Source organism: Muricoccus nepalensis, assembly GCF_006438825.1.
Lineage (GTDB): Bacteria > Pseudomonadota > Alphaproteobacteria > Acetobacterales > Acetobacteraceae > Roseomonas > Roseomonas nepalensis.
Genome location: NZ_RCZP01000034.1, coordinates 49,217 through 55,721, shown reverse-complemented (window position 1 = coordinate 55,721; position 6,505 = coordinate 49,217). Strand labels below are relative to the sequence as shown.

Below are 6,505 nucleotides of genomic sequence, written 5' to 3'. Positions count from 1 at the left end.
AAGCGCGCGTGCGCCATGCCGAGCACGCGGAGGATGCCGGGCGTGGTCACCGCGCGGTGGCCGATCTCGTTCACCTTGCCGCGGACGATGTAGCCGAAGCCGTCCGGGCACTCGCCCTCGTAGAGGTCCGCCCACATGCCCTCGGTGCAGGCGGCGACCGCTCCTACGTGCAGCGTCCGGCGGCCCCGAGCGGCGACCGCGGCTACGTGCAGCCGCGCCCGCCCGCGGCCCCGTCCGGCGACCGCTCCTACGTGCAGCGCCCGGCCGCCCCGAGCGGTGACCGCGGCTACGTGCAGCCGCGCCCGCCCGCCGGCCCGTCCGGCGACCGCGGCTACGTGCAGCGCCCGGCGGCCGGTCCGTCCGGCGACCGTGGCTACGCGCCGCGCCCGGCCGGTGGCCCGGGTGGCGACCGCGGCTATGCGCCGCGCCCGGCCGGTGGTCCCGGCGGTGATCGCGGCTACGCCCCGCGTCCGGCCGGTGGCCCGGGCGGGGACCGCGGCTACGCGCCGCGCCCGGCCGGTGGTGCCGGCGGCTACCCGCCGCGGGCCGGCGGCCCCGGCGGCTTCGGCCCCGGTGCCGGCGCGCCGCTGGCGGCCCGCCGCCCCGGCCCCGTGCCGAGCAGCCTGCCCGCCGGCGGCCCCAAGCTGACGCTGCGCCCGCGCGGCCCCAGCGAGGGCCCGCAGCCCGGGAGCATGGAGGACGAGAACCGTCGTCCGCCGCCGCGGCGCCTCGGCGGGCCCAGCCCGCTCGCGGCCCGCAAGCCCGTTCCCGCCCCCGCGAAGAAGGGCATGAACCCCTCTGACCGGAAGCGCGAGGGGCGGATCGACGTCCAGGCGGCGATCGAGGGCGATGACGACCGCGGCCGCAGCCTCGCCTCCGTCCGCCGCGCCCGCGAGCGCGAGCGGCGCCAGGCGGAGCTTGCCCGGCTGCGCTCGGGCCAGGAGCGCGTCGTCCGCGACGTGATCATCCCCGACGTCATCACCGTGCAGGAGCTGGCGAACCGCATGGCCGCCCGCGCCGGCGAGGTGGTGAAGGCCCTGTTCCGCATGGGCGTGATGGCGACCATCACCCAGTCCATCGACGCCGACACGGCGGAGCTGGTCGCGACCGAGTTCGGCCACCGCGTGCGCCGCATCTCCGAGAGCGACGTGGAGCAGGGGCTCGAGGGCGAGGCCGACACCGAGGAGGCGCTGGAGCCGCGCCCGCCGGTCGTCACGATCATGGGCCACGTCGACCACGGCAAGACCAGCCTGCTGGACGCGCTGCGGAAGACCGACGTGGCGGGCCGGGAGGCGGGTGGCATCACCCAGCACATCGGCGCCTACATGATCCAGATCCCCAGCGGGGACCGGGTCACCTTCATCGACACGCCGGGCCACGAGGCCTTCACCTCCATGCGCGCCCGCGGCGCGTCGGTGACGGACATGGTGGTGCTGGTGGTGGCCGCCGACGACGGCGTGATGCCGCAGACGATCGAGGCCATCCGCCACGCCCGCGCGGCGGCGGTGCCGATGATCGTGGCGGTCAACAAGATCGACAAGCAGGGCGTGAACCTCGACCGCGTGCGGCAGGAGCTGCTGCAGCACGAGGTGGTCGTGGAGTCCCTGGGCGGCGACGTCCAGGAGATCCAGGTCTCGGCGACGAAGGGCACCAACCTCGACAAGCTGCTCGAGGCGATCATCCTTCAGGCCGAGATCCTCGACCTGAAGGCGAACCCGAACCGCGCCGCCGAGGGCACGGTGCTGGAAAGCAAGCTCGACAAGGGGCGCGGCCCGGTGGCCACGGTTCTCGTGCAGAAGGGCACGCTCAACCAGGGCGACATCGTCGTGGCCGGCGCCGAGTGGGGCCGGGTGCGCGCGATCATCGACGACATGGGCATCCCGCTGACCGGCGCGGAGCCCTCGGAGCCGGTGGAGATCCTCGGCCTGTCCGGCGTGCCGGGCGCGGGCGAGACCTTCGTCGCCGTCGAGGACGAGACGCGGGCGCGCGAGATCACCGAGTTCCGCCAGCGCAAGGCGCGGGAGAAGGTGACGGCCGCGGCCGGCGCCGCGCGCGGCACGCTGAACGACATGCTGGCGCGCATCCAGGCGGGCGAGCAGAAGGAGGTGGCCGTCGTCGTCAAGGCGGACGTGCAGGGCTCCTCCGAGGCGCTCGGCGTCACGCTCGGCAAGCTGTCGCGCGACGAGGTCAAGGTGCGGGTGCTGCACTCGGCGGTCGGCCAGATCACCGAGAGCGACATCCAGCTCGCCAAGGCCTCCAACGCGGTGGTCGTCGCCTTCAACGTCCGCGCCACGGTGCAGGCGCGGGAGCTGGCGGTGCGGGACGGCGTCGAGATCCGCTACTACTCGATCATCTACGAGGTGGCCGACGACATCGAGAAGCTGGTCCGCGGCAAGCTCGCCCCGATCCAGCGCGAGAAGTTCCTCGGCTACGCGCAGATCCTGCAGGTCTTCGAGGTCAAGAAGCTCGGCAACATCGCGGGCTGCCGCGTGACCGAGGGCGTGGTCAAGCGCGGCGCGGGCGTCCGCCTGCTCCGCAACGGCGTGGTCATCCACCAGGGCACGCTCTCCACGCTGCGTCGCTTCAAGGATGACGTGAAGGAGGTCGCGAACGGCTACGAGTGCGGCATGTCCTTCGCGAACTACAACGACATCCGCGTCGACGACCAGATCGAGTGCTACGAGACGGAGACGGTGGCGGCGGTCTGATCCGCGCCATCCCTTCGGGGTGATCATCTCGCCGCGTCCCTTCGGGACGACCACCCCGCCGCGCCCGGTGAACGCCGGGCGCGGCGGACCCTTTTCGAGGCTCCCTCCATGCCGAAGCACATCAGCAAGACCGCGGCGCCCTCCCAGCGGATGCTCCGCGTGGCCGAGGAGGTGCGGCACGCCCTCTCCGGCGTCCTCGCCCGCGGCGACCTGCGCGACCCCGAGCTGGCGGACACGCGGGTGACGGTGACCGAGGTGCGGGCCTCGCCCGACCTCAAGCACATGACCGTCTTCGTCTCCCGCCTCGGGCAGACCGCGGACAAGGCGCTGCTCGACCTGCTGCGGCGGAACCAGCCGGACCTGCGCAAGCAGGTGGCGCGCTCCGTGCGGCTGAAGTTCGCGCCCGAGCTGCACTTCCAGGCGGACACGGCGCTCGACCACGCGATGCACATCGACGCGCTGATGCGCCGCCCGGAGGTCGCGCGCGACCTCGGCCCGCGCGCGCCGGAAGCCGAGGCTGAGGCCGGGCCGGACGACGCCGCGCCGTGAACGAGCCGCACCAGCCGCCCGAGATGGCGCCGATGATCCGCACCATCGCCATGCCCGCCGACACGAACCCGGCGGGCGACATCTTCGGCGGCTGGCTGATGGCGCAGATGGACCTCGCCGCCGGCAACGCGGCCTCCCGCCGGGCGCGCGGGCGCTGCGCGACGGTCGCGGTGGAGGGGATGACCTTCCACCGGCCGGTGCATGTGGGCGACGAGGTGAGCCTCTACGCGCGCATCCTCTCGGTGGGGCGGACCTCGCTGCGCGTGCAGGTGGAGGCCTGGCGGCGGGAGCGGCATTCTGATCTGCGCGAGCGCGTGACGGAGGCGGCCTTCACCTTCGTGGCGCTCGACACCGACGGGCGGCCGCGGCCGCTGCCGGCGGAGGGGAGCTGACCGGCGGGGGGCAAACCTTCCCCTCTCGTCCCCCGTTGGGGTGGTCATGGACACGCCTCGCATCGCCTGGGTCTGCAACTGGCTCGACCCCTCCCTGCCCGTGAAGGAGCAGGCCGCGCTGAACCTGCGCGACACGACCGTGACCGCGCTGCAGCGGCTGGAGCCGACCGCCGCGATCGACAAGCTCATCGGCCTCGTGCGGGTGAACGGGGAGACGCTGCTAGGGCAGGTCTCGCGCACCGCGCAGCTTCCGCCGGGGCAGCGGGCCATGCGGATGGCGAGCAACGTGCTGCCCGCCTACAGCCACCCGGCCATCCGCCCCCTCTACGACGAGCCCGTGCTGCGGCGGCTGGTGGAGACGAGCCTGGCGCCGGCCGGGGAGGCCGCGCGGCGCGGCGGCGTGCGGCTCTCGCTCCACCCCGGGCAGTACACGGTGCTGGCGACGGAGCGCGAGGGAACGCAACGGGCGGCGGTGGCGGACCTCGAGTACCACACGGAGGTGATGCGCCTGCTCGGCCACGCCGGGGGATGGCACCCCCATGGCGCGCACATCAACGTCCACGCGGGCGCGCGGGCGGCGGGGATCGAGGCCTTCCGGGAGGGGCTGAAGCTTCTCTCGGCCGAGGCGCGCGGGCTGCTGACGGTGGAGAACGAGGAGACCGCCTACGGGCTGGAGGACCTCCTGCCGCTGGCGGACGCGCTGCCAATCGTCCTCGACCTGCACCACCACTGGGTGGTGACGGGGGAGTACATCCAGCCGGAGGACCCGCGCGTCGCGCGCGTGATCGAATCCTGGCGCGGCACGCGGCCGGTGCTGCACGTCAGCGCCCCGCGGCCGGAGCTGACGCCGGGGCAGGACCCCGACGTGCTGCCGGACCGGGACGCGCTGATCGCGGCGGGCTGCACCGCGCGGGACCTGCGCGCGCACGCGACACGGCTGTGGAACCGCGCGCACGCCGCCTGGGCCGCGCGGCACCTCGCCTGGGGGGACATCGAGGTGGAGGCGAAGGACAAGAACCTGGCGAGCGCGGAGTTCGCCGGGGTCTGCTTTCCCGTGATGGCCTGAGCGCGGCGCGGCCGAAACCCCGGCCGCGCCGGGCGTGTTTGGAACGCGGGACGTCCGTTGCGACGAACAGAACGCGAGGGAAGCGGCATGGCGGGTGAACAGGACGAGGGCGCGGCCGGGCTGGTGCTGCGGGGGTTGCTCGCGGGGCTGGCCGGCGTCGCCGCCATGACGGCGGCGGAGAAGATCGAGCAGGCCCTCACCGGGCGTCCGAACTCCTACGTGCCCGCGCACACGTTGGAGCGGGTGCTGGGCCTGCCGCACCGTCCCGACCGGGAGCGGCTCGGGCTGAACTGGGCGATGCACTGGGGGCAGGGAATTGCGCTCGGCGTCGCGCGGGCGGTGATGGCCAGGGGCGGGCTGCGGGGGCCGATGGGGTCCTTCCTGTTCCTCAACCTGCGGCTGCTGAACGACCAGTCGCTCGAGAACGCGACGGGCGTGGGGGCGCCGCCCTGGACCTGGCCGGTGGGGGAGCAGGTCGTCGACCTCCTCCACAAGGGGGTCTACGCCTTCGCGGCCGGCGCCGTCGCGGACCGGCTGGTGCAAGGCGGGCGGCACGCCGGCGGGTCCCCGGAGCGGGGACCCTACCGGTAGTCGCTAGCGCGCGGCGCCGAGCAGGCCGCGGCGGGCGAGGGCGCGCATGAGCTGGCCCGCGCCGAAGGTCCAGGGCTCGCACTCGTTCGTCGCGCGCATGCGGTTGATCAGGGCGCCGAGCTCGGGCGCGGCGATGGTCACGCGGTCGCCATGGGCGTGGGTGAAGCCCTTGCCGGGGGCGCCGCGGTCCTCGACGGGGGCGAACATGGTGCCGAGGAAGAGCACGGCGCCGTCCGGATACTGATGGTGCGGCCCGATCATCTGGCCGACGAGGTCGGCGGGGTCGCGGCTGATCCGCGCGATGGAGGAGGAGCCCTCCATCCGGAAGCCGTCGTCGCCCTCCACCACCAGCGTGACGGTCGTCTGGCGGATGGTGTCGAGCGTGAAGGCGCCGTCGAAGAGGCGGAGGAAGGGGCCGAGGACGCAGGCGGCGTTGTTGTCCTTCGCCTTGCCCAGCAGCAGGGCGGAGCGCCCCTCCACGTCGCGAAGGTTCACGTCGTTGCCCAGCGTCGCGCCGACGATGGCGCCGCGCGAGGAGACGGCGAGCGCCACCTCCGGCTCCGGGTTGTTCCAGGAGGAGGCGGGGTGCAGGCCCGCGTCCATGCCGGTGCCGACGGCGGACATGGGGGGCGCCTTGGTGAAGATCTCGGCGTCCGGGCCGATGCCGACCTCCAGGTACTGGCTCCAGGCGCCCTGGGCGACGAGGACCTCCTTCAGCCGCATCGCCTCGGGCGATCCGGGGCGGAGGCGGGAGAGGTCGTCGCCAACGAGGCGCACCACCTCCTCGCGGATGGCCGCGGCGGCGGCGGGGTTGCCGCGGGCGCGCTCCTCGATGACGCGCTCGAGCATGGAGACGGCGAAGGTGACGCCGGCGGCCTTGATCGCCTGCAGGTCCAGGGGGGCGAGCAGCCAGGGGCGGGCGGGGTCACGCGCGTCGGGCGGCGTGTTGGCGAGGAGGTCGGCGAGGGTGCCGACGCGCTCGCCATCCGCCGCGGCGAGGGCGGCGGCAGGGTCGGCCTCCTCGCAGAGGGCGGAGACGGTGAGGAAGCGGGGGGTGACGTCGATGACGTCCTCGCCGCGAAGGGCCACGACGGCGGGGCCCTCGTGCTCGGGGCGCCAGGCGCGGCCGACGAGGGCGGCGCGGGCGTGGTCGGCGGGAAGGACGCGGGCGGGATCGAGCCGGACGGCGGGCATGGGGC

Annotated in this window: 6 protein-coding genes; 5 read left to right on the top strand and 1 reads right to left on the bottom strand. The window is 74.4% G+C overall.

Translation table 11 applies throughout. From position 1 onward, the window contains the following. Nucleotides 1-788 precede the first annotated feature (788 nt). The 5 genes from infB to EAH89_RS23495 all read left to right on the top strand — a co-directional run bounded on the left by infB (nt 789) and on the right by EAH89_RS23495 (nt 5,306). On the top strand, nt 789-2,708 hold the full coding sequence (gene infB / locus EAH89_RS23515) for a translation initiation factor IF-2 (protein WP_408906317.1): 1,920 nt from the start codon (nt 789-791) through the stop codon (nt 2,706-2,708). Nucleotides 2,709-2,816: 108 nt separating this feature from the next. Continuing rightward, on the top strand, nt 2,817-3,257 hold the full coding sequence (rbfA, locus tag EAH89_RS23510) for a 30S ribosome-binding factor RbfA (RefSeq protein ID WP_140886145.1): 441 nt from the start codon (nt 2,817-2,819) through the stop codon (nt 3,255-3,257). 23 nt (nt 3,258-3,280) lie between these two features. Continuing rightward, nucleotides 3,281-3,649, top strand: coding sequence for an acyl-CoA thioesterase (locus EAH89_RS23505; RefSeq protein ID WP_140886154.1), 369 nt, complete (start codon nt 3,281-3,283; stop codon nt 3,647-3,649). Nucleotides 3,650-3,695: 46 nt separating this feature from the next. Then, the gene (locus EAH89_RS23500) at nt 3,696-4,715 is read left to right on the top strand and encodes an apurinic/apyrimidinic endonuclease family protein (RefSeq protein WP_140886144.1); all 1,020 of its coding nucleotides are present in this window, start codon (nt 3,696-3,698) and stop codon (nt 4,713-4,715) included. Between the two features lie 87 nt (nt 4,716-4,802). Further along, nucleotides 4,803-5,306 carry a hypothetical protein gene (locus tag EAH89_RS23495; protein WP_206667657.1) on the top strand — a complete coding sequence of 168 codons (504 nt, stop codon included), beginning with the start codon at nt 4,803-4,805 and terminating at the stop codon, nt 5,304-5,306. A gap of 3 nt (nt 5,307-5,309) precedes the next feature. Here the strand turns inward: EAH89_RS23495 and EAH89_RS23490 are convergent, their stop codons facing one another. Further along, nucleotides 5,310-6,500: a fumarylacetoacetate hydrolase family protein gene (locus EAH89_RS23490; RefSeq protein ID WP_140886143.1), complete on the bottom strand. Its 1,191-nt coding sequence runs from the start codon at nt 6,498-6,500 to the stop codon at nt 5,310-5,312. Nucleotides 6,501-6,505: the final 5 nt, after the last annotated feature.

Bases quoted from the DNA above. Each gene is read 5' to 3' on its own strand.
- infB (WP_408906317.1), top strand. From the start codon at position 789: ATGAACCCCTCTGACCGGAAGCGCGAGGGGCGGATCGACGTCCAGGCG.
- EAH89_RS23495 (WP_206667657.1), top strand. From the start codon at position 4,803: ATGGCGGGTGAACAGGACGAGGGCGCGGCCGGGCTGGTGCTGCGGGGG.
- rbfA (WP_140886145.1), top strand. From the start codon at position 2,817: ATGCCGAAGCACATCAGCAAGACCGCGGCGCCCTCCCAGCGGATGCTC.
- EAH89_RS23490 (WP_140886143.1), bottom strand. From the start codon at position 6,500: ATGCCCGCCGTCCGGCTCGATCCCGCCCGCGTCCTTCCCGCCGACCAC.
- EAH89_RS23500 (WP_140886144.1), top strand. From the start codon at position 3,696: ATGGACACGCCTCGCATCGCCTGGGTCTGCAACTGGCTCGACCCCTCC.
- EAH89_RS23505 (WP_140886154.1), top strand. From the start codon at position 3,281: ATGGCGCCGATGATCCGCACCATCGCCATGCCCGCCGACACGAACCCG.